The organism is Georhizobium sp. MAB10 (assembly GCF_045012825.1).
GTDB lineage: Bacteria > Pseudomonadota > Alphaproteobacteria > Rhizobiales > Rhizobiaceae > Georhizobium > Georhizobium profundi.
Genome location: NZ_CP118314.1, coordinates 645,517 through 663,517, shown reverse-complemented (window position 1 = coordinate 663,517; position 18,001 = coordinate 645,517). Strand labels below are relative to the sequence as shown.

Genomic DNA, 18,001 nt, shown 5'->3' with positions numbered 1-18,001 from the left:
GCTAGACCCTCCGCTCCACCATCATCTTCTTGATTTCGGCAATCGCCTTCGCCGGGTTCAGGCCTTTCGGGCAGGTCTGAGCGCAGTTCATGATCGTGTGGCAACGGTAAAGACGGAACGGGTCTTCCAGATTGTCCAGACGCTCGCCGGTCGCCTCGTCCCGGCTGTCGATCAGCCAGCGATAGGCCTGCAGGAGCACGGCGGGGCCGAGGTAACGATCCCCGTTCCACCAGTAGCTCGGGCAGGAGGTCGAGCAGCAGGCGCACAGGATGCATTCGTAAAGGCCGTCGAGCTTCGCCCGGTCGTCCTTGCTCTGCTTCCATTCCTTGGCCGGCGTCGGCGAAACCGTCTTCAGCCACGGCTCGATCGACCTGTGCTGGGCATAGAAGGTCGTGAGGTCGGGCACGAGATCCTTGACGACCGGCAGGTGCGGCAGCGGATAGATCTTGACGGCACCGTTGATGTCGTCGGCGCCCTTGGTGCAGGCAAGCGTGTTCGTGCCGTCGATGTTCATCGCGCACGAGCCGCAGATGCCCTCGCGGCAGGAACGGCGCAGCGTCAGCGTCGGGTCAATCTTGTTCTTGATCCACAGCAGCGCGTCGAGAACCATCGGTCCGCAATCGTCGACATCGACGTAATAGGTGTCGATGCGCGGATTGGCGTCGTCGTCCGGCGACCAGCGATAAACCTTGTACTCGCGGAGATTCCCGGCGCCCGCCGGCTTCGGCCAGGTCTTGCCTTCGGAAATCTGCGAGTTCTTGGGGAGTGCGAGTTCAACCATGTTGGCTTTTCCTGATCAGTAGACGCGCGCCTTCGGCGCGATCTTCTCCATCGCGATGCCTTCGGCGATCAGCTCCGTATGCACGGGGCGATAGTCGAGCTTAATGCCGCCGCTGTCATCGACCCAGGCGAGCGTATGCTTGCGCCAGTTTTCGTCGTCGCGGCCGCCGAGCGGGCCGTCCTTGTAGTCTTCACGGGCATGGGCGCCGCGGCTTTCCTTGCGGGCTTCCGCGCCGTAGACCGTCGTGATCGAGCACGCCATGAGGTTTTCGAGCTCGAGCGTTTCCACGAGATCCGAATTCCAGATCATCGACCGGTCGGTGACCTTGAGGTCGCCGAGCGCGCCCCAGAGCTGGCTCATGCGCTTGCAGCCCGATTCCAGCGATTCCTGCGTGCGGAAAACGGCGGCGTCTTCCTGCATGATGCGCTGCATCGTGCCGCGAACCTCGGCCGTCGGCGAGGAGCCGTTGGCGTGACGCAGCCTGTCGAAGCGATCCATGATGCGCTCGGACTGCGCCTCGTTGATCGACGGGATCGCACTGTCGCGGTCGATGATTTGGCCAGCGCGGATCGCGGCGGCGCGACCAAAGACGACGAGGTCGATCAGCGAGTTCGAACCAAGACGGTTGGCTCCGTGAACCGACGCGCAACCGGCCTCGCCGACAGCCATCAGGCCCGGTGCCAGCCGCTCTGGGTTTTCCGAATTGGCGTTCAGCACTTCGCCCCAATAATTCGTGGGAATGCCGCCCATATTGTAGTGAACGGTCGGCAGAACCGGGATCGGTTCGCGGGTCACGTCGACGCCGGCAAAGATCTTCGCGCTTTCCGAAATGCCCGGCAGGCGCTCGTGAAGAACGGCCGGATCCAGATGGTCGAGATGCAGGTAGATGTGATCCTTGTTCTTGCCGACGCCGCGGCCTTCACGGATCTCCATCGTCATGCAGCGCGAGACGACGTCGCGCGAGGCAAGGTCCTTGGCCGACGGAGCGTAGCGCTCCATGAAGCGCTCGCCTTCCCCGTTGACCAGATAGCCGCCCTCGCCGCGTGCGCCCTCGGTGATGAGGCAGCCCGCGCCGTAGATGCCGGTCGGGTGGAACTGCACGAACTCCATGTCCTGCAGCGGCAGGCCAGCGCGTGCAATCATCCCGTTGCCGTCACCGGTGCAGGTGTGGGCAGAGGTGGCGGAGAAATAGGAGCGGCCATAGCCGCCGGTGGCGAGCACGACCATCTTGGCCGCGAAGCGATGGATCGTGCCGTCGTCCAGGTTCCAGGCAATCACGCCCGTGCACTGGCCATCGTCCGACATGATCAGATCGATCGCGAAATACTCGATGAAGAACTCCGCGTTGTTCTTCAGCGACTGGCCGTAGAGCGTATGCAGAATGGCGTGGCCGGTGCGGTCGGCTGCGGCACAGGTGCGCTGCACGGGAGGGCCTTCGCCGAAGTTCTGCATGTGGCCGCCGAATGGGCGCTGGTAGATGCGACCGTCTTCCGTACGGGAGAAGGGCACGCCGTAATGCTCGAGCTCATAGACCGCCTTCGGCGCTTCCATGGCGAGATACTGCATGGCGTCGACGTCGCCGAGCCAGTCGGAGCCCTTGACGGTGTCGTACATGTGCCACTGCCAGCTGTCCGGCGTCATGTTGCGCAGGCTGGCAGCGATGCCGCCCTGGGCTGCAACCGTGTGCGAGCGCGTCGGAAACACCTTGGTGATGCAGGCAGTTTTCAGCCCCTGCTCCGCCATACCGAGTGTTGCACGCAATCCGGCGCCGCCGGCACCGACGACGACGACATCGAATGCGTGATCGACGAATTCATAGGCGCGGCCGTTCTGGCCCGGTGCCGCATGTCCGTTTGTCTGACCCATTGAGCGTTCAGCCTCCAAAGCCGAGCTTGAGAACCGCAAAGATCGACAATGCGCCGACCAGCACGGTGAAGAATGTATTGAGCATCAGCAGCGCCACCTTGGCGCCTTCGCCGTGGATATAGTCCTCGATGATCACTTGCATACCGATGCGCATGTGAATGAGCGCCGAGACGAGAACCATGCCCATGAGCACGGCGACGATCGGGTTGGACAATGACGCCGTCACCTCTGCGTAAGGTGCGCCGGTATGGGCGACGAGGAAGACGACGAAGAAGACGATCAGCGGAATGTTGGCGACTGCCGTCAGGCGCTGGCGCCAGAAGTGCTCCGTGCCTTCACGGGCGGAACCAAGGCCGCGAACTCTGCCGAGTGGGGTGCGCAAGGACATGGACGCCTCCTAGCGAACGATGAAGACCGCGATCCAGATGATCACGGTGAGCGATGCGGATGCGGCGAGCGTGACCCACGCGAACGTGGTAGCGGTCTCTTTCTCGAGACCCTTGCCGGTGTCCCACACGAGATGGCGAATGCCGCCGGCCATGTGATGAACCAGCACCCAGGTGTAGCCGAAGAGCACGATGAGACCGAGCACCGAGCCCAGAATGCCGTTCACCCAGTTGAAATAGGCCTCGCCGGAGGCTGCTGCCACCAGCCACCACGCCACGAAGAAGGTGCCGACGTAAAGCGCGCCACCGGTGATACGATGGACGATCGACATCACCATGGTCGGGTAGGGTCGATAGATCGTGAGATGCGGCGAAAGCGGGCGCTCTCGCTTCGTTCCTGTCGCGCTTGCCATTATGACCTCATCACGTTTCCCCCGGCGCACAAGGCCGAAGCGGGAAGCGGCTCTTTGAAAGTTTGGAAGCGTTTTAATCTGTTATGTGCAGCGCGTCAAAGCGCGTTTGTTGCACTTTAGCCAAAATATGGCGAGCCGAATGCTCGAAAAATCAGAGACTTGCGGTTAATCGATTGAAACAGCCAACGGATTGTCAACACTTTGTCGAAGACCGGCTCTTGCGGTTGCGGTCTTAACGATATTGTAACAATTCGCAGCCGCAGGCGTGACATTATGCCCTCACGACGCCATCTTCAGTCCTCCAAGGGCTTTCGGGTGGCCGATTTTGAGGAGTTCGACATGTCTCAGCGTTTGCGAATTCTGTCAGCGGCGTTGGCAGCGGTTCTCGCATTTGCAGCAATGCCGGCGACGATCGCGCATGCGCAATCGGATCTCGCCAGCCCTCAAGGGTTGAACAGCCGCTTCAATGCCGATCTCAGCCGAAGCCGCAGTCATGATCGCGACCACCGATATGGCCGCCGCGACGGCGACCGCGACTATCATCGGCGCTGGGGCGAACGTGACCGCTCGCAACGTGCCGACAGAGACCGCCGTGACCGGTACGGTTCGTCGCCGCGGGGCGGCACGTTTACCGGCAACGTTTCCGGTTACCGGGATCGCGGCAACGGCAATTATTACTACATCGACCGTCGCGACACGCATCGCTCCCGGCTCGAGAGCCTCGAACCTCTGTCGGCCGGTCCCAAGGTCGTAAGCCCGGCAAGCGGCAACTCGGCCTGTTCGGACGAAGCCGGCGTCTGTGTGATCCGACCGCAGTGAGCCGGCGCGCGGCGGGTCGCTCTGACTAAACCGTGATGAGCTGCCTCGTCCTCGTTGCGAAGTGGCCTTGAATTCGTCCCGTTTCGGCAGAGACTGGGCACCCATTATCGTCGGGGTTGGATGTTGATGTCAGGTGCTTTGGTTACACAGCTGCGGGATTCGCTCGGCAAGCTGGAAACGATGACGCGGTTCGCGCTGGCGACATTGGCGCTGGCCAGCGGCGTCTACACCTATCTCGGCGTGCGTGGCCTTCTGGATGGAACGGCCACCATCGTCTTCTTTGCCGCCATCATCTACTCCGCGGCCGTATCAGTCGGCATCTACGCCTTCTGGACTTATTTGATGCGGCTCTTTCCGCATGTGGCGAGCGCATCGGCACGCGCAGCTCTTCTCGGCGTGATGGCGCTCGGCAGCGTGATGATCATCGCGATGTCGTCCTGGTTGAACGCGGCCGCTCTTGCCGGTTCGGCGGCGCTCGAGCAGCACCTCGCCGTCACCCTTCAGGACTATACGTCCGACCTCGATCGCGCTCACGAGAACGCCCTCGCGGCACAGAGTCTTTTGCCCGATATCCAGCTCGCCTCCGAACGCTTTGCCCGTCTGGCCGCGCAGGAACGCGAAAGCGGCGCGCTCACCGGCACATCTGGATCCGGCAGCGTCGTTCAACTTCTGAGCCAGATGTCGAGCCAGCTCCGTGAACTCGAAAGCAGCATCGCCTCTTCGCGCGACGAGGCGCAGACGCTGTTCGAAACCGGGCAGGAGCATCTGGTCGCCATGCGCAGTCTCGTCTCCGCCAGCGGCGCGATCGAGCCACGTGCCGATTCGTTTGCGGAAAACGCGGTCATGCTGGCCGGCGTGATTTCCGCCATGGAGCAAACGTCGGTCGCACCGTCCGTCAAACGCGCGGCGGAAGATCTTTCCCTGGGCTTCATCGCACCGATCGCCGACGGCGGGGATCTGGGCCTTGTCGATCGCCAGGACCGTGTGATGGGCTCAATTCAGGAATCTGTCGCTGCCCAGTCGCTCGTTCTGTCGCAGGCTGCCGACGACATCCTGGCGCGCGAGCCCGTTGCTGAACGCCGTTTCGTGCCGATGTCGAGCGCTGAAGCCGTGCTGCGTTACGCAGGAGATTTCATTCCAAGCTGGGCCGGTGCGATCTCGATCGATTTGCTGCCATCGGTGCTCGTCCTCATGCTTGCGGTGGCCCATGCCGTGCTGCGCGATGCGGAGCGGCGCCTGCCCTATGCCGAGCGCGTCAGCGCAGCTGATCTGATCGCCGCGATGGAAGTTCACAGGGCGCTTTCGGGCATCCCGTCGGCCCCGGAACCGGAAGTGGACCAGCAAGAAAACGTGCCGGCGCCGGCAGCAGCGCGGGATGCGACAGAGCGCCCTGAGGCCCAGACCGGTGCGCCGTCGCGGGTGAGCGACAAGATCATGCCGATCGTGCAGGCCGCAAATCCCCGCACCCGCAAGGAAGGCAGCTGACGCCATGGCAGCGCCGGCGCGCCTGAGCGCGCAATTTCCCGAAAAAGACCTCGATCCCGCCAACAGCAATGATGCCGGGGGCACGGCCCCTTCCGACAAGCAACGCCTTTCCTTGGCCGACAGGCTGGATGACGGCATCGTGCTCGGATGGGCCTTCCGGCTGATCCTGCTCGGCTCGGTCGTGGTTCTGGCGCTCGATCTCGGCGAATTGCGCGACGGTACACAAGACGCGCCGATCTCGCCGGCCTCGCGGGAAACGATGCTGCCTCCTGCGCTCAGCGATGGTGAGGCCCCGGCCCCGCCGCACCAGATCACAACCGATCCGGACATCTTGAAAAACGCGGCGAGTTTCGACCTCATCGGGGGCGGCGTGTTGCGTGTCCAGGGTGCGATCGATCCGGGCGCAGCCGCCCGTTTCGAAACGGAGATTGCTGCCCGAGGCGAGTATGTGACGACGATCGTCCTCAATTCGCCCGGCGGATCGGTCGATGATGCGTTGCGGATGTCTCAGATCATCCGCGACAACGAATTCTCGACACGTGTCGAAAGCGGCGATCTCTGCGCCTCGTCCTGCCCCCTGATCATGGCAGGCGGTGTAAAGCGGAGCGCAGAACCTGAAGCAGTCATAGGGGTCCATCAGGTCTATGGCGTCAGCGATGGTGCTGTCTCTTCTGCCGAGGCCATGTCGCGCGCCCAGAACGTGACGGCTCGCGTCAGCCGCCATCTCGCGGCGATGGGCATCGACCAAGGCCTCTGGCTTCACGCCCTGGATACACCGCCCGACCGGCTCTACTATTTGAGCCCGGAGGAACTTCTGGAATACGACATGGTCACTGCAACGGCCACCGCCGAGGCGACCGATCCCTGATCAGCCCTGCGTCCGGCCGACGACGCGAAAGCTTCGCCTTTTCTGCAGAGCGTCGGGCTCCACTGCCCCGCCAGCCGCTGCGTCTTGATCCTCGATGTCGGGTCGCGCGAAGCGAACACAGTTGCGCCCAGCGCTCTTGGCTTCATAAAGCGCCTTGTCGACGCGCGAGAACGCTGCCTCGAACGCTTCAGCGGGCCGCATTTCCGTGACCCCGAAACTTGCCGTGCAACGGTGCGCCGAACGCCCGCCCGTCGCATCCAGGGATTCAAATGTCGACCGCAGCTGCTCGGCAAAAAGCCGCGCCGTCCCCTCGTCGCAGCGCGACAGGAGAATGCAGAACTCTTCGCCTCCGATCCGGCCCACGACGTCACCAGGCCGCCGGAAGCTTTCCAGCAGGGCTCCGAACTGTGCGATGACGAGATCGCCGACCTGGTGGCCGAACGTGTCGTTGACCAGCTTGAAATGATCGAGGTCACACAGGATCAGCGCCTTCGGTGTGCGCTCTCGGTCCGCTTGCCAGAGGCTGCGCGACACCTCCCGGTGAAACGCGTCGCGGGTGAGCGCGCCTGACAGGCGATCGATGTCGGAGCGCTTCTGGATGGTGCCGAGAATATCGGCCATCGTACGAAGTCCAAGCGCGAAAGCCAGCAGAATGGTCACGATAGCCATCATCGTCTGGCTGACCATCGCGTAGTCGGTCGCAAGATAATCCTGCGCGACGCCGCCATTTCCCCCGAGCAAAACCATGATCGGTGGTTTCATCAGAAAGTTCAGCGCAAAGAGCAGCATCACCGCCAAGAGGGTGCGATCGAGCGCACTGCGGTCCATGCCTCTCCACACGGCGGCGACCCCGACAAGAGCGATGGCGCTATAGGAGCCCTGGTAGACAAAGGCGCGCAGAAGTGAACCGCGCGGGAGTTCGGAGATGAGGGCGTAGCTGACAATGGCTGCCATGAAGATGATCGTAGTCGGCAGCACCGGCACACGGCGTAGATAGCGCAGCCACAACCCGATGGAGATGCAGGAAAGGCAGACCGCGAAACAGGCATAGATCGCGAAGCGGGCGATCGCCGTGTATTCGAGCGGTGGCATCGAATACTCGATCAGACCAGAGGCGACGCCGGCAATACAGGCCGCAAACCACCACAATGCTGGCTTTTGATTGCGATCGAACAGCCCGAAGGCGAGAAACGAGACCATGATGGCGACGCCGAGCGCCACGTTGATGGCCAAAAGTAGAGACGCGCCCAAAAACTCATTCCCCGAGTGAATGGGGCGGAGCTTACGCCCGTCAGGCTAAGGCCAGGTAAACGCCAACATCCGCGACCCGTCCCAGAACGGGTCGCGGATAAAAATTCAGTGCCACTCGCGAATGTCGACGAAATGGCCCGCGACGGCAGCCGCAGCAGCCATGGCCGGCGACACGAGGTGCGTCCGGCCCTTGAAGCCCTGACGGCCTTCGAAGTTGCGGTTGGACGTGGAGGCGCACCGCTCGCCGGGCTTCAGCCGGTCATCGTTCATCGCCAGGCACATGGAGCAGCCGGGCTCGCGCCATTCGAAGCCTGCATCGAGGAAGATCTTGTCGAGGCCTTCCTGCTCTGCCTGCTGTTTGACGAGGCCGGATCCCGGAACGACCATGGCTTCCACGGTGCTGGCGACCTTGCGGCCTTCCACAACCTTGGCGGCTGCGCGAAGATCCTCGATACGGCCATTGGTGCACGATCCGATGAACACGCGGTCGAGCTTGATGTCGGTGATCTTGGTGCCCGGCTTCAGGCCCATATATTCCAACGCGCGCCACTTGGAGATGCGCTTGTTCTCGTCCTCGATCTCGTCGGGGTTCGGCACCGCACCGGTCACCGAGATGACGTCTTCGGGCGAAGAACCCCAGGAGACGATCGGCGGCAGGCTTGCTGCATCGAGCGTGACGACGCGATCGAAATGGGCGCCTTCATCGGTCTTCAGCGTCTTCCAGTACTCAAGCGCCATGTCCCAGGCCATGCCCTTGGGCGAGCGCGGGCGATCCTTGATATAGGCGAAGGTCTTCTCGTCCGGCGCGATGAGGCCGGCGCGGGCGCCGCCTTCGATCGTCATGTTGCAGACGGTCATGCGGCCTTCCATGGAGAGCGAGCGGATCGCTTCGCCGGCGAACTCGATGACGTGGCCGGTGCCGCCAGCGGTGCCGATCTCGCCGATGATGGCGAGGATGATGTCTTTCGCCGTCACGCCTTCGGGCAGCTGCCCGTCGACGCGCACCAGCATGTTCTTCGCCTTCTTCTGGATCAGCGTCTGGGTGGCGAGCACGTGCTCGACTTCCGACGTGCCGATACCGTGCGCAAGCGCACCGAAGGCGCCGTGGGTCGAGGTGTGGCTGTCGCCGCAGACGATCGTCGTGCCGGGCAACGTGAAGCCCTGTTCTGGACCGACGATGTGCACGATGCCCTGCCGGATATCGGCGGCATCATAGTACTCGACGCCGAAATCGGCAGCGTTCTTGGCAAGCGCCTCCACCTGGATGCGGCTTTCCTCGTTCTTGATGCCGAGCGCGCGGTCCGGCGTGGTCGGAACGTTGTGGTCGACGACGGCGAGCGTCTTTTCCGGCTGGCGCACCTTGCGGCCGGTCAGGCGCAGACCCTCGAAAGCCTGCGGGCTCGTCACTTCATGGACGAGGTGGCGATCGATATAGAGCAGGCAGGTGCCATCAGGCTGTTCGTCGACCAGATGGTCGTTCCAGATCTTGTCGTAAAGCGTCGTGGGCTTGGACATGGTGTTCATCCGTCAAAACTGAAAAGGGCAATGGGCGGCATTCGCCATGAAGCAGGCGGCGGCTTGGATCAGCCGAGATCGCTGCCATCGGCGCCGGTCAACCGCGCGTGAAAGCGGCCCGGCAGGCGCTTGTGATCATGCAGAGGCGCAAAGCTGAGCGTCGTCGGAAAACGCATTTTCCCACGCAGATGCTCTGTCGTCTCGGATCGGTCGAAATTCATGCGCCGCTCATACCAATCTTCGAGCAGAGAGGCAATCAGTGGAGCTTCGGGCGCTGTCCACCCCGTCGATCCTCCGGCTGCCCCGTCGAACGGCGCAACCGCCGCTCGAGCGCCCTCAGACCGATCGAAAGGCCGACCGTCAGAAGCAGATAGAGATAGGCGACGATCGAATAGGTTTCGAAAAAGCGAAACGAGCCCGACGCGTAGACCTTGCCCATCTGCGTGAGATCGGCGACGCCGAGCACCGAAACGAGGGAGGAATCCTTGACCATCGCGACGAAGTCGTTGCCGAGCGGCGGCAGGATGGTGCGGATCGCCTGAGGCAGGATAACCAGCCTGAATCGGTGCCAGCGGCCGAGCCCGAGTGCCTTTGCTGCCTCCACCTGGCCAGGATCGACCGACTGGATGCCGGCCCGAAACACTTCCGCGATGAAGGCCGAATAGCCAATCGTCAACGCTATGATCGCGCGCCAGAGCAGCGACACGTCCCGCACCAGCAGTTCACCCACAAGCCCGGCTTCCCTAAGCGGTGTCGTCACGGCATTCCAGGCAACGACGAAAGCCGGCGCGCCCACGAAGGCGATGTAGAACAACAGCACCAGAACCGGCACGCCGCGGATGATCTCGACATAGAACCGCGAGATCTGGCGCAGCGCGACCGATCCGGACAGCGCCATGAGCGCAAGCCCGAGCCCGAGCAGCGTCGCCAGCGCAAACGCCACGATCGTCACGAAGATGGTGATCCAGAGCCCGCGCGAGACGATCGTCAGAACTTGCGAGTAGAGATCGTTCGACGCGATCAGCACCGCAATGGCGATGGCGAGCGCACCTGCTGCAACCAGCCAGTAGGGAAAATCCTTGTCGCCCGCCGGCGCACCGCCATGGGCCATCAGGCAGCGCCCTGCCCGTCGCTCAAGCCGTTACTCCAACGATACGGCAAGTGTCAGTTGCCCAGTTCGTAGTCGAGGAACCACTTCGTCGTGAGCATCTCCAGCGTGCCGTCAGCCCGCATGGACGCGATCGCCGCGTTGATCGGCGCGACGAGGTCGGAGCCTTTCGGGAAGATGAAGCCGAAATCTTCGGTGCCAAGCGGATCGCCGATCAGCTTCAGCGCGCCGTTGGAGGCATTCACATAGCCGCGGCCAGCCGTTCCATCGGTGAGAACGAGATCGACGTCGCCGGTGTTCAGCGCCTGCACCGATGCGCCGAACGTCTCGAAAAGTCGGATGCGCGGGTTCTGCTCATTGCCGTCGAGAACGTCATAGACCGCCACGTAGAATGGCGTCGTACCGGACTGGGCGCCGACGAGCCCGTCTTCGAAGGCGGCGAAGCTTGCAGCATCGGTGAAGCGGTCTTCATCGGCCCGCACCAGCATGAACATTTCGGAGCGCATGTAGGGATCGGAAAAATCGACGAGCTGGGCGCGTTCCTCGGTGATCGTGATCCCGGTCATGCCCATGTCGTACTGGCCATCCGACACGGCCTGGATCATCGCATCCCAGCTGGTGTTCTGGTAGGTCACGGTCAGGTTCAGCCGCGCGGCGATCTCGGCGACGGCGTCATATTCCCAACCGATCGCATCGCCCGACATCGGGTCGACGAACTGCAGCGGCGGATAGGCGTTTTCGGTAACGACCACGATCGACCGGCCGCCGAGATCGGGAAGCTCCTGCGCCTCGGCATGATCGGGCAAAGCCAGGACGGCGGCGATGGCGGCGAGGCTGCCAAGCAGTGTGGAACGGATCATGGTCGGGCTCCTGAGGCGATCGGCTGGCCTATCCTAACTGCGGCCAGCGACGAAGCAAGCAACTGCCATGCGCGCTGCGACGTCCAAATGAAAATGGCGACCAATGGCCGCCATTTTCGAAATCCGATCGTGTCGAACGAACGCTTATTCGGCAGCAGCCGGAGCGTCGTTCTTCGCTGCGTCTTCGGCGGCCTTTTCCTTGGCCAGAGCCTCGGCTGCAGCAACCTTTTCAGCTTCCAGACGTGCCTTTTCGTCGGCAGCGGACTGGCGCTCGGCGTCGTTCAGCTTGCGGGCGCGCGTGCCGGTGTTCTCGACAATACGGGCCGACTTGCCGCGACGATCGCGCAGGTAATAGAGCTTGGCGCGACGGACCTTGCCGCGGCGCACGACTTCGACGGCTTCGACCAGCGGCGAATAGACCGGGAATACGCGCTCGACGCCTTCGCCGTAAGAAATCTTGCGAACTGTGAAGTTCTCATGGATGCCGCCGCCGGAGCGAGCGATGACGACGCCTTCATAGGCCTGCACGCGGGTACGCGTACCTTCCGTCACGCGCACCATGACGCGGACCGTGTCGCCGGGGGAGAATTCGGGAAGCTTGCGTGTCGCTTCGATTTTGGCTGCCTGCTCGGCTTCCAGTTCACGGATGATATCCATGATGATGACCTTTCGTTCTTCTGAAACTGCCAGAGCGCTTGCGTGACCCTTTGTGACAAGACGCCAGGTCGTGTGCCTTTCGGCGGAAGCGATGCACGGTTCTTTGCTTGATTGTCGCGAAGAGATATTACCCTTCGCGCCGGGTCGTTACACCAAGTGGCGCCGGATGTCATCATTCGCCGTGGAATTTTTTCTCCGCGAGCAGGTCCGGCCGACGGGTCTCGGTTAGTTTCTGAGCCTCCGCCCTGCGCCAGCGCGCGACGGCGCCATGATCGCCCGATGTCAGCACCTCGGGGATCGAACGACCTTCGAAAAGCTGCGGGCGCGTATAATGCGGATATTCGAGCAGCCCGTCTTCGAAGCTCTCGGACTGGCCGGAAAGCGCATTGCCCATCACGCCCGGAAGCAGCCGGACGATCGCATCGAGAAGAACGAGCGCCGCCGGCTCTCCGCCGGAAAGAATATAGTCGCCGATCGAAACTTCCCGCAGGCCGCGCGCCTCGATCACGCGCTGATCCACGCCTTCGAACCGACCGCAGACAATGACGGCGCCTGGTCCCTCGGCAAGTTCCCGCACCAAGGGCTGCCGCAACACCTCCCCGCGCGGGCTCATCAGCAGGCGCGGCCGCGGATCGCCCTCGGAAGAAGCGTGGTCTATCGCCCGCGCCAGGATGTCGGGCCGCAGCACCATGCCTGCGCCACCACCCGCCGGAGTATCATCGACGGTGCGATGCCGATCCTCGGCGAAATCGCGGATCTGGACCGCCTCGAGGCTCCAGTCGCCGCGCTCGAGCGCACGGCCGGCGAGAGACGTACCGAGATGCCCGGGAAACATGTCCGGATAGAGCGTGAGGATACTGGCGTGAAACGCCATCAGTCCGCCCCCGTATCCTTCGACGGACGGCGTCTGCGGCTGCCCGGATTGGAGCGAGACGCCGCGTCCTCCTCGCTGCGTTCGTCTTCGCCATCGTCGACGAGCCCGGCGGCGATCGGATCGACCAGCAACCAGCCGGCATCGACGTCAAGTTCGGGAACGGCAGCTTCCGAAAACGGGATCATGACGCTCGGACCACGCTCCGGCTTGATCTCCAGCACGATGCCGGCGCCGAAATCGTGCACAGCGATGACCGATCCATGGGCCGTACCCTCGCCGTCCTTGACGGAAAGGCCAATCAGATCGTCCTGATAGACCTCGCCATCGTCGAGCGCATCGTCCGGCAGGCTGTCCCGGTCGATGAAGAGCTCCAACCCGTTCAGCGCCTCGGCGGCATTGCGGTCCGACACCCCCTTGATCGTCAGGAGGACGATGTTCTTGGAGGGCTTTGCCTTGAGAATTTCGAACGTACGGCCATCGGCGGCAGTCAGCGGACCGTAATCTCCGACCGCAGACGGGTCCCCGGTGAAAGCCTGCGCGCGCACTTCGCCCTTGATGCCGTGCGCCCCGCCGATCCGTGCCATCAGCAGCATCTGCTTGGAATTCATGTCGCCGAAGTCCTCTGTCCGCGTCATCTCATCATACACGAACGGGCGGCCAATGGGCCGCCCGTTCAAAGTCCCGAAAATCAGGAAAAGTCTTATTCCGCAGCGGCTTCTTCAGCCGGGGCGTTCTTTGCAGCTTCAGCCTCGGCGGCCTTTGCGGCTGCTTCCTCTTCCTTCTGCTTCTTCTCGGCCAGACGCTCCTGGGCCTTCTTGCCGGGCTTCGCCTTGTCCGGGTTGTTGCGGGCCTCACGCTTGGAAACGCCGGCCTCGTCCAGGAAGCGCAGCACGCGGTCGGTCGGCAGCGCGCCGTGATCGAGCCAATGCTTGATGCGGTCTTCGTTCAGCTGAACGCGGGCGCCTTCTTCCTTCGACAGCATCGGATCCCAGCGGCCGACCTTCTCGATGAAGCGGCCGTCGCGCGGTGAGCGCACGTCGGCAATGACGATGTGGTAGTAAGGGCGCTTCTTGGCGCCGCCGCGGGCGAGACGAATCTTCAGTGCCATGTCAAATACTCCTTGCGATCGTGGCTGCCGCATCTGCGGCGAAGAGGTTTCGTAAAAGTCTTGGTCTCAGGCCGCTCCGGAGGGAGCGGAATTCTCCGTCACCGCGCCATTGGCCGAGGCGGCGATTGCCTCGTGATGGCGGATGACCTCCTGAATGATGAAATTCAGGAATTTCTCTGCGAAATCCGGATCGAGTTCGGCATCGCGCGCGAGGCGACGCAGGCGTTCGATCTGCTGGCTCTCACGGTTCGGATCGGAGGCCGGAAGGCCGTGCGTGGCCTTCAACACGCCGACCGCCTGCGTGCAGCGAAAGCGCTCGGCAAGCACATGGATCAACGCCGCATCGATGTTGTCGATGGACTTGCGCAGTCCCTTCAGCTGTTCGATCGCGCTCGGCTCGCTCATGCCACTCCCCTCACTTCTTTCGCCCAGGCAGGCCCGGAAGCCCGCCGAGGCCGGGCAGACGCGGGCCGCCAAGCCCGGGCAGTCCGCCGCCGCCCATTCCACCCATGCCGCCCATGCCCTTGCCGAGGCCGGCGGCTTCGGCCTGCTTCTGCAGGGCTTCGAGCTGCTGCGGGTCCATCTTCGACAGATCGGGCATGCCGCCGCCCATCATGCCGCCCGGGCCCCCAAGACCACCACCCAGACCACCGCCCATGCCGCCCATCATCTTGCCGAAGATGCCGGCCTTCTTGCCCTTGCCGCCCATGGCTTTCATCATGTCCGCCATCTGGCGGTGCATTTTGAGAAGCTTGTTGATGTCGGCGGCATTGGTGCCGGAGCCGGCCGCGATGCGCTTCTTGCGGCTGTGCTTCAAAAGATCGGGATTGGCGCGCTCAGTCGGGGTCATCGACGAGATGATCGCCTGCTGGCGACCGAAAATCTTGTCGTCGAACCCGGCGGCAGCCATCTGGTCCTTCATCTTCCCCATGCCCGGCATCATGCCCATGATGCCGCCCATGCCGCCCATCTTGGACATTTGCTTGAGCTGGTCGGACAGGTCGTTCAGGTCGAATTTGCCGGCCTTCATCCGGTCGGCCATCGCCTGGGCTTTTTCCTGGTCGATGGTTTCGGCGGCGCGCTCGACCAGCGAGACGATGTCGCCCATGCCGAGAATGCGGTCCGCGACGCGGCGGGGATGGAATTCCTCCAGCGCGTCCATCTTTTCACCGACACCGATCAGCTTGATCGGCTTGCCGGTAACGGCACGCATGGACAGCGCCGCACCACCGCGGCCATCGCCGTCCATGCGGGTCAGCACGAGGCCGGTGATGCCGACGCGCTCGTCGAAGTTGCGCGCCAGATTGACGGCGTCCTGACCGGTCAGCGCATCGGCGACCAGCAGGATTTCATGCGGCTTGGCCTTCGTCTTGATGGTCGCCATTTCGACCATCAGCGGCTCGTCGATATGCGTGCGGCCGGCGGTATCGAGGATGACGACGTCATGGCCGCCGAGACGGGCCGCCTGGACTGCGCGCGACGCGATGTCGGTCGGCGACTGGCCCGGAATGATGGGCAGCGTGTCGACGCCGGTCTGCTCGCCCAGCTGCTTCAGCTGCTCCTGGGCGGCCGGACGACGCGTGTCGAGCGACGCCATCAGGACCTTTTTCTTGTCCCGCTTCGTCAGCCGGCTGGCGATCTTGCCGGTCGTGGTCGTCTTGCCCGAGCCCTGAAGGCCGACCATCATAATGACGACGGGTGCAGGTGCATTGAGATCGAGCGTGACGCCTTCCGAACCGAGCATGGAGACAAGCTCGTCATGCACGATCTTGACGACCATCTGGCCGGGCTTGATCGACTTGACGATCTCGGCGCCGACGGCCTTCTCACGCACCCGGTCGGTGAAGTCGCGCACCACTTCCAGTGCCACGTCGGCTTCCAGAAGCGCGCGACGCACTTCGCGCAGCGCTGCCTGCACATCCTTGTCGGACAGCGCGCCACGGCCGGTCAGGCCGTTGAGAATGGAACCCAGGCGTTCCTGGAGATTGTCGAACATGGCTCAGTCCTTCAAACCATCGAAACAGGAGAGCCTCGAAGGTTGTTATGTCCGCACCCGAATGCAAGCCAAAGCACGAAAGCACCCGAGGGCGCATCGCGCTGTCGGGTGTTGACCTCCGGGCTCTCTTTATACCTTGACGGGGCCCGGTCGGCGGCTTCGAAGCTTACGCTCGTCGCATGGAGTTGGCCCGCTTCAACAGGATATGCTCCCGAAAGTCAAGCGCAGGCGGCTTGCGCTCTCCAGAGCGCCGGCTTCAACCGTCCACGAGCGCGCTCTTCGGCGCGTCGTCGCGGTTCAGCCGAGTGGGCACCTCGTCCCGCGTCAGCGTGTCGGCCGCGGCAGCCTCATAGGCGGCGGCGACGCGCGCCATGACACGCAACGCGACGATGACCTCGGTGATGTTGATGTCGCCGAGCCGCTGGCGCAGCAATGCCATCTCGCGATGGTGGACCGTTTCGAACAGCCGCTCACCCTTCTCCGTCAGCTTGCAGAGATAGGCGCGGCTCTGCCGGCTCGAACGCCGGCGCTCAACCATGCCGAGCGTGATCAGGTCTGTCATCGTGCGCTGCACGAATTGCCGCTTCATGCCAAGCATGCGCGTTGCGGTGGGTACCGTGATCGGCCCGCAGCCATGCAGCACTTCCATCACGTCGCGCTGCGCGACCGAAATGCCGGTGCCTTCCAGTTGCGCTTCGAGGGTGCGCTGGATGTTGAGATGAACCGGCCGGATGAGCCTGATGACCTGATAGAGCCGGTCTTGCTTGTCGAAGCGTGTTTGCATGGCAAATCAAACTAGCAACGGCGTTGCACTGGGACAACTGCACCTTAGGAGGTACTCATAAACTTCCCGTGAACTGGACGGTCGTTCCGGCGCGACCGTCGACGCGGCCCATGCCGTCCCCTATATCGGCGCCATGAAACGTCGACATTTTCTCTCACTTGCAGGATTGAGTGCCATGGCAGCTGGCTTCGGCCTGTTCGGCGTGCGCCGCGCCTCGGCCAATCCCTATTACGATGGCCCCGTCAGCGATCATTTCGACGGAACCTACTTCTTCAATCCGGGTGGTCGGGAGCCGGGGTCCTTCCTCGACCTCCTGAAATGGCAGCTGGGCGAGACGAAGACGCCCTGGCCCGAGACCTTCGACAGCCCCTTCCCGCCGGCCCTGCCGGATGAGCGCGTCGGCGGAACAGACCTTCGCATCACCATGGTCGGCCATGCGACGATGCTGATCCAGACCGCAGGCCTCAACATCCTCACCGATCCCGTCTGGTCGGAACGCGCAAGTCCCGTCTCCTTCGCAGGCCCGCGCCGCATCAATCAGCCGGGGATCGTGCTGGATGCGCTGCCGCCGATCGATGTGATTTTGTTGTCGCACAATCACTACGACCATCTCGATCTCGATACGCTCGCAGCCCTCCACGCCGCCCATCGACCCCTGATCGTCACACCGCTCGGCAATGATGTGATCGTGCGCGAGCGCGTGGCCGATGCGTGGATCGCGGTTCACGACTGGGGAGAAGGCGTCGAGGTCGCGCCGGGCATCAATGTTCGCCTGGAGCCGGCACACCACTGGTCGGCACGCGGCACGCGCGATCGCCGCATGGCGCTCTGGGCCGCCTTCGTCGTGGAGACGCCGGGCGGCCGCATCTACCATATCGGCGATACCGGCTTTCATTCGGGCATCAATTACCGCGCGGCAGCGGAAAAATACGGCGGCTTCCGCCTGGCCATTCTGCCTTTCGGCGCCTATGAGCCGCGCTGGTTCATGCAGGGCCAGCACCAGAATCCGGAAGAAGCGGTGGAAGGCATGCTGCTGTCCCGTTCCGCGCATGTCGCCGGCCATCATTGGGGCACCTTCCGGCTCACCAATGAAGGCATCGAGGATCCGGTGACGGCGCTCCATGCCGCACTCGACGGACGGTCGATCGCGCGCGAGCGGTTCCGCCCGATGCGGCCCGGCGAAGTGTGGGACGTCCCCGCAGAACAGGCTTGAGCCCGGCGCACTGGTAA

General features: G+C 63.2%; 20 protein-coding genes. 4 read left to right on the top strand and 16 right to left on the bottom strand.

Going from position 1 to position 18,001, the window contains the following annotated elements:
• Window position 1: 1 nt before the first annotated feature.
• Genes PU133_RS03055 through sdhC form a run of 4 tightly spaced genes read right to left on the bottom strand, consistent with a single transcriptional unit; the run spans window position 2 to window position 3,446 of the window.
• The gene (locus PU133_RS03055) at window positions 2–781 is read right to left on the bottom strand and encodes a succinate dehydrogenase iron-sulfur subunit (protein WP_404863439.1); all 780 of its coding nucleotides are present in this window, start codon (window positions 779–781) and stop codon (window positions 2–4) included.
• 15 nt (window positions 782–796) lie between these two features.
• Window positions 797–2,647, bottom strand: a complete 1,851-nt coding sequence (sdhA, locus tag PU133_RS03050; protein WP_126007609.1) for a succinate dehydrogenase flavoprotein subunit — start codon at window positions 2,645–2,647, stop codon at window positions 797–799.
• 7 nt (window positions 2,648–2,654) lie between these two features.
• Window positions 2,655–3,035, bottom strand: a complete 381-nt coding sequence (gene sdhD, locus PU133_RS03045; RefSeq protein ID WP_126007607.1) for a succinate dehydrogenase, hydrophobic membrane anchor protein — start codon at window positions 3,033–3,035, stop codon at window positions 2,655–2,657.
• A 9-nt stretch (window positions 3,036–3,044) separates the two neighbouring features.
• The gene (sdhC, locus tag PU133_RS03040) at window positions 3,045–3,446 is read right to left on the bottom strand and encodes a succinate dehydrogenase, cytochrome b556 subunit (protein WP_126007605.1); all 402 of its coding nucleotides are present in this window, start codon (window positions 3,444–3,446) and stop codon (window positions 3,045–3,047) included.
• A gap of 339 nt (window positions 3,447–3,785) precedes the next feature.
• Between sdhC and PU133_RS03035 the strand changes: the two genes are divergently transcribed.
• The 3 genes from PU133_RS03035 to PU133_RS03025 all read left to right on the top strand — a co-directional run bounded on the left by PU133_RS03035 (window position 3,786) and on the right by PU133_RS03025 (window position 6,618).
• Entirely contained in the window at window positions 3,786–4,265 is a 480-nt protein-coding gene (locus tag PU133_RS03035) for a hypothetical protein (RefSeq protein WP_404863438.1), read from the top strand.
• A gap of 126 nt (window positions 4,266–4,391) precedes the next feature.
• On the top strand, window positions 4,392–5,750 hold the full coding sequence (locus PU133_RS03030; protein ID WP_404863437.1) for a hypothetical protein: 1,359 nt from the start codon (window positions 4,392–4,394) through the stop codon (window positions 5,748–5,750).
• A 4-nt stretch (window positions 5,751–5,754) separates the two neighbouring features.
• Window positions 5,755–6,618, top strand: coding sequence for an ATP-dependent Clp protease proteolytic subunit (locus PU133_RS03025; RefSeq protein ID WP_404863436.1), 864 nt, complete (start codon window positions 5,755–5,757; stop codon window positions 6,616–6,618).
• Here the strand turns inward: PU133_RS03025 and PU133_RS03020 are convergent, their stop codons facing one another.
• The 12 genes from PU133_RS03020 to PU133_RS02965 all read right to left on the bottom strand — a co-directional run bounded on the left by PU133_RS03020 (window position 6,619) and on the right by PU133_RS02965 (window position 16,771).
• Complete coding sequence (locus PU133_RS03020) at window positions 6,619–7,869, bottom strand: diguanylate cyclase (RefSeq protein WP_404863435.1); 1,251 nt, start codon at window positions 7,867–7,869, stop codon at window positions 6,619–6,621.
• 105 nt (window positions 7,870–7,974) lie between these two features.
• Entirely contained in the window at window positions 7,975–9,384 is a 1,410-nt protein-coding gene (gene leuC / locus PU133_RS03015) for a 3-isopropylmalate dehydratase large subunit (protein WP_404863434.1), read from the bottom strand.
• A 68-nt stretch (window positions 9,385–9,452) separates the two neighbouring features.
• Complete coding sequence (locus PU133_RS03010; protein ID WP_404863433.1) at window positions 9,453–9,605, bottom strand: hypothetical protein; 153 nt, start codon at window positions 9,603–9,605, stop codon at window positions 9,453–9,455.
• A gap of 35 nt (window positions 9,606–9,640) precedes the next feature.
• A complete protein-coding gene (locus tag PU133_RS03005) occupies window positions 9,641–10,495 on the bottom strand; it encodes an amino acid ABC transporter permease (protein ID WP_404863432.1) in 855 nt (284 codons plus the stop codon).
• Window positions 10,496–10,548: 53 nt separating this feature from the next.
• On the bottom strand, window positions 10,549–11,352 hold the full coding sequence (locus PU133_RS03000) for a transporter substrate-binding domain-containing protein (protein WP_404863431.1): 804 nt from the start codon (window positions 11,350–11,352) through the stop codon (window positions 10,549–10,551).
• Between the two features lie 144 nt (window positions 11,353–11,496).
• Window positions 11,497–12,009, bottom strand: coding sequence for a 50S ribosomal protein L19 (gene rplS / locus PU133_RS02995; protein WP_126007589.1), 513 nt, complete (start codon window positions 12,007–12,009; stop codon window positions 11,497–11,499).
• Window positions 12,010–12,181: 172 nt separating this feature from the next.
• On the bottom strand, window positions 12,182–12,883 hold the full coding sequence (gene trmD / locus PU133_RS02990; RefSeq protein ID WP_404863430.1) for a tRNA (guanosine(37)-N1)-methyltransferase TrmD: 702 nt from the start codon (window positions 12,881–12,883) through the stop codon (window positions 12,182–12,184).
• A complete protein-coding gene (rimM, locus tag PU133_RS02985; protein WP_404863429.1) occupies window positions 12,883–13,491 on the bottom strand; it encodes a ribosome maturation factor RimM in 609 nt (202 codons plus the stop codon). The genes trmD and rimM overlap by 1 nt, the downstream gene beginning before the upstream one ends.
• 92 nt (window positions 13,492–13,583) lie before the next feature.
• Window positions 13,584–13,991 (bottom strand): 30S ribosomal protein S16, encoded by a 408-nt coding sequence (gene rpsP / locus PU133_RS02980; RefSeq protein ID WP_126007583.1) that lies wholly within the window; start codon window positions 13,989–13,991, stop codon window positions 13,584–13,586.
• Window positions 13,992–14,057: 66 nt separating this feature from the next.
• Window positions 14,058–14,396 carry a chorismate mutase gene (locus PU133_RS02975; protein WP_126007581.1) on the bottom strand — a complete coding sequence of 113 codons (339 nt, stop codon included), beginning with the start codon at window positions 14,394–14,396 and terminating at the stop codon, window positions 14,058–14,060.
• Window positions 14,397–14,406: 10 nt separating this feature from the next.
• Window positions 14,407–15,987: a signal recognition particle protein gene (gene ffh, locus PU133_RS02970; protein WP_404863428.1), complete on the bottom strand. Its 1,581-nt coding sequence runs from the start codon at window positions 15,985–15,987 to the stop codon at window positions 14,407–14,409.
• Window positions 15,988–16,243: 256 nt separating this feature from the next.
• Window positions 16,244–16,771: a MarR family winged helix-turn-helix transcriptional regulator gene (locus tag PU133_RS02965; protein WP_404863427.1), complete on the bottom strand. Its 528-nt coding sequence runs from the start codon at window positions 16,769–16,771 to the stop codon at window positions 16,244–16,246.
• 175 nt (window positions 16,772–16,946) lie between these two features.
• Between PU133_RS02965 and PU133_RS02960 the strand changes: the two genes are divergently transcribed.
• Complete coding sequence (locus PU133_RS02960; RefSeq protein WP_404863426.1) at window positions 16,947–17,984, top strand: MBL fold metallo-hydrolase; 1,038 nt, start codon at window positions 16,947–16,949, stop codon at window positions 17,982–17,984.
• The last annotated feature ends 17 nt before the right edge of the window (window positions 17,985–18,001 follow it).

What these genes read in the sequence shown, in the direction of transcription:
- rimM (WP_404863429.1), bottom strand. Translation starts at nt 13,491, where the DNA reads ATGAATTCCAAGCAGATGCTGCTGATGGCACGGATCGGCGGGGCGCAC.
- PU133_RS02960 (WP_404863426.1), top strand. Translation starts at nt 16,947, where the DNA reads ATGGCAGCTGGCTTCGGCCTGTTCGGCGTGCGCCGCGCCTCGGCCAAT.
- rplS (WP_126007589.1), bottom strand. Translation starts at nt 12,009, where the DNA reads ATGGATATCATCCGTGAACTGGAAGCCGAGCAGGCAGCCAAAATCGAA.
- leuC (WP_404863434.1), bottom strand. Translation starts at nt 9,384, where the DNA reads ATGTCCAAGCCCACGACGCTTTACGACAAGATCTGGAACGACCATCTG.
- PU133_RS03055 (WP_404863439.1), bottom strand. Translation starts at nt 781, where the DNA reads ATGGTTGAACTCGCACTCCCCAAGAACTCGCAGATTTCCGAAGGCAAG.
- sdhC (WP_126007605.1), bottom strand. Translation starts at nt 3,446, where the DNA reads ATGGCAAGCGCGACAGGAACGAAGCGAGAGCGCCCGCTTTCGCCGCAT.
- PU133_RS03025 (WP_404863436.1), top strand. Translation starts at nt 5,755, where the DNA reads ATGGCAGCGCCGGCGCGCCTGAGCGCGCAATTTCCCGAAAAAGACCTC.
- rpsP (WP_126007583.1), bottom strand. Translation starts at nt 13,991, where the DNA reads ATGGCACTGAAGATTCGTCTCGCCCGCGGCGGCGCCAAGAAGCGCCCT.
- trmD (WP_404863430.1), bottom strand. Translation starts at nt 12,883, where the DNA reads ATGGCGTTTCACGCCAGTATCCTCACGCTCTATCCGGACATGTTTCCC.
- PU133_RS02975 (WP_126007581.1), bottom strand. Translation starts at nt 14,396, where the DNA reads ATGAGCGAGCCGAGCGCGATCGAACAGCTGAAGGGACTGCGCAAGTCC.
- PU133_RS02965 (WP_404863427.1), bottom strand. Translation starts at nt 16,771, where the DNA reads ATGCAAACACGCTTCGACAAGCAAGACCGGCTCTATCAGGTCATCAGG.
- PU133_RS03030 (WP_404863437.1), top strand. Translation starts at nt 4,392, where the DNA reads ATGTCAGGTGCTTTGGTTACACAGCTGCGGGATTCGCTCGGCAAGCTG.
- PU133_RS03035 (WP_404863438.1), top strand. Translation starts at nt 3,786, where the DNA reads ATGTCTCAGCGTTTGCGAATTCTGTCAGCGGCGTTGGCAGCGGTTCTC.
- PU133_RS03005 (WP_404863432.1), bottom strand. Translation starts at nt 10,495, where the DNA reads ATGGCCCATGGCGGTGCGCCGGCGGGCGACAAGGATTTTCCCTACTGG.
- ffh (WP_404863428.1), bottom strand. Translation starts at nt 15,987, where the DNA reads ATGTTCGACAATCTCCAGGAACGCCTGGGTTCCATTCTCAACGGCCTG.
- PU133_RS03010 (WP_404863433.1), bottom strand. Translation starts at nt 9,605, where the DNA reads ATGAATTTCGACCGATCCGAGACGACAGAGCATCTGCGTGGGAAAATG.
- PU133_RS03000 (WP_404863431.1), bottom strand. Translation starts at nt 11,352, where the DNA reads ATGATCCGTTCCACACTGCTTGGCAGCCTCGCCGCCATCGCCGCCGTC.
- sdhD (WP_126007607.1), bottom strand. Translation starts at nt 3,035, where the DNA reads ATGTCCTTGCGCACCCCACTCGGCAGAGTTCGCGGCCTTGGTTCCGCC.
- sdhA (WP_126007609.1), bottom strand. Translation starts at nt 2,647, where the DNA reads ATGGGTCAGACAAACGGACATGCGGCACCGGGCCAGAACGGCCGCGCC.